Origin of the sequence: Rheinheimera soli, from assembly GCF_021290985.1 — a bacterium.
Taxonomy (GTDB): Bacteria; Pseudomonadota; Gammaproteobacteria; order Enterobacterales; family Alteromonadaceae; genus Pararheinheimera; species Pararheinheimera soli.
Window position 1 is genome coordinate 1 of record NZ_JAJOYU010000072.1, and the last position, 2158, is coordinate 2158.

The following is a 2158-nucleotide window of genomic DNA, read 5'->3' on the forward strand; positions in this document are numbered from 1 at the left end:
ACACGGGCGGCGAGCCGCGCAGCGGGTTGACGTCCCAGCGGCCGCAGGCCGCGAGTGATGCGTCTTGTTATGAGGTGTTGAATTACACCAATGTTGATTTAAAAAACCTGGCATAAGCCAACCTTAAAATATTACCTAATACGAGATAAAAACCGCCATTTAGTAAGATGATCACCCCAACAAAAACGTAGTCACCAGCACCAATTAATTGACCACCGAGAACCAACAAGAAAAACCCTGTTGGCCATAAAAACAATGTGAACGGTGACATATCAACTTTAAGCAATAGTAACAAAGCCGGAGCAGCTAACCCTGCGATGAACAACAAGAGGTTGTGGTTACGCAATTGTTTTCACCTCATAACGCAGAGTGCAGCGGCAGTTTGAGGAGTGGTGTTTTGTGTTACAGCGTAGCGAAAACACAAAAAAGCCACGGAACAAACTGTCCGACTGGCACGTATTGTTAGCGCATTCTGTTCTTGATTGGCGATCAGTGCTTAATCTTGGAAATGAGCTTTGGGTTTTTAACTAGGTTTCTTACGCCATGAGCATGATCTTCGTTGAAGACATTTCCTTTACACCACTCGCCCACAGAGCTGATATTAACCTTAGCAACTTTAGGGCGAACGCTCCAAGAGACTTGGAAAGGAGAGCCTTGTTCGTTGTAACTTGGGCCAGTCGTAGAACCTGTGTATTGAATCGGGTTTCCAGTATTACTTGGAATACCCAAGGCTTGCTGAAAACCATTCTTCTCGCCATGGGCTGCCAGTTTCGTGAAATCCAAGGCATTAGAATCATTCACCAAGACATAGACTTGAGTTTCAACTCGTAATTGCGGGTTCTTGATGGCTTCGCTCAGACATGCACCTAAGGTTGGGCCAGGCTTTACTTGGGCGGACGAGTGAACATAATGCACTTCGATTGTGTCTCCAGACTGCAGTCCACCATGTTCACTAGGGCAAACCTCATGATCAAGAGGGCTTAACTCGGTCTTGGAAAGAGTACCGGAATATTTGAAACCTGATTGATAACCATGACCATCACCATTACCTGCGTATTTGGTAAATTCACCGCCTTTGTGCTCGGCATTCTTGTGGAAATGAATGTTGCACAAGTTCATAGCCGTGTATTCTGGTGCTGTACCGAACGAAACCGTATTGCCACCTACAATCGAGTCAATATCCCTTGGAGATTGTGGCCCAAAACCCTTTCCATCGGTATTTTTCTCCAAATTCTCGCGTTGATGTGCAATGACTTCATCTGAAACCATTGCATGACCACCAGAATAGCTATCTTTAGCAAGAGCGTTGAGTGGTAAGGCTATCGCCGCAGCTAGAGTAATTAGAATCTTTGTTTTCATGGTTTCACTCCTATAGTGTTATTGCGGTTAAAATTTGAACTAAATCTATTATTTGCTATGAGTCGCTAACAGTTATTATGTAGACCTCTCAGTAACATCCGAAAGGCAAAACAAATTTATACCTATGAGTTTACTGAAGATCAATAACTTAAGAAGCTAGTTAAGGACTTAATTTACTTTTAATTTACGACATTACTGAGACTTCTCAGTAATGTCTCCACCCCAAAACGGGGTAATATTATTAATATCAATGTCTTATCTTGATTTAGCCTCCTTATCATCAGGTGTTACTGAGAAGTCTCAGTAACACACTCGATAATCAACAAAGGAGCTTACATGACTCGTTCACCTTTCCTTGAAAGCATCAGACAGGTTATGCGAACCAAGCATTACTCAATTCAGACTGAAAAAACCTATTTACTTTGGATAAAACGCTTCATTTTGTTTAACAAAAAACAGCATCCTAAGAACATGGGGGAACAAGAGGTAACTAATTTCTTGACATATTTAGCCGTAAACCGACAAGTTACGGCGTCTACTCAAAACTTGGCGCTTTGCGCTATCGTCTTCATGTATAAACATATACTTCAGAGAACTTACTTTACTACCTGATACGATAAAAGCACGCGCACCTAAACGGGTTCCATCCGTCTTATCTCATAACGAAGCAATGAGTATCATCAATCAGCTATCCGGTAGCTATAAACTGATGTTTTCGCTTTTATATGGTTGTGGGCTAAGGAAAGCAGAACTATTAATGCTAAGAGTTAAAGATATCGATTTTGAGTCAAGGAATGTC

General features: G+C 42.0%; 4 protein-coding genes. 2 read left to right on the forward strand and 2 right to left on the reverse strand.

All coding sequences use genetic code 11. The annotated features are described in order from the left end of the window. Nucleotides 1-82: 82 nt before the first annotated feature. Nucleotides 83-346 (reverse strand): hypothetical protein, encoded by a 264-nt coding sequence (locus tag LSG37_RS20985; RefSeq protein WP_233081958.1) that lies wholly within the window; start codon nt 344-346, stop codon nt 83-85. 143 nt (nt 347-489) lie between these two features. Next, a complete protein-coding gene (locus tag LSG37_RS20990; protein ID WP_233081959.1) occupies nt 490-1359 on the reverse strand; it encodes a delta-class carbonic anhydrase in 870 nt (289 codons plus the stop codon). Between the two features lie 336 nt (nt 1360-1695). Between LSG37_RS20990 and LSG37_RS21495 the strand changes: the two genes are divergently transcribed. Together LSG37_RS21495 and LSG37_RS21500 are read left to right on the forward strand one after the other, a co-directional pair. Then, complete coding sequence (locus LSG37_RS21495) at nt 1696-1971, forward strand: phage integrase N-terminal SAM-like domain-containing protein (RefSeq protein WP_366515595.1); 276 nt, start codon at nt 1696-1698, stop codon at nt 1969-1971. 4 nt (nt 1972-1975) lie between these two features. Further along, nucleotides 1976-2158 (forward strand): tyrosine-type recombinase/integrase (locus tag LSG37_RS21500; protein ID WP_366515596.1); only part of this gene is annotated, 183 nt, incomplete at its 3' end.

Coding starts and splice junctions, on each gene's coding strand:
- LSG37_RS20990 (WP_233081959.1), bottom strand. CDS start 1,359: ATGAAAACAAAGATTCTAATTACTCTAGCTGCGGCGATAGCCTTACCA.
- LSG37_RS21495 (WP_366515595.1), top strand. CDS start 1,696: ATGACTCGTTCACCTTTCCTTGAAAGCATCAGACAGGTTATGCGAACC.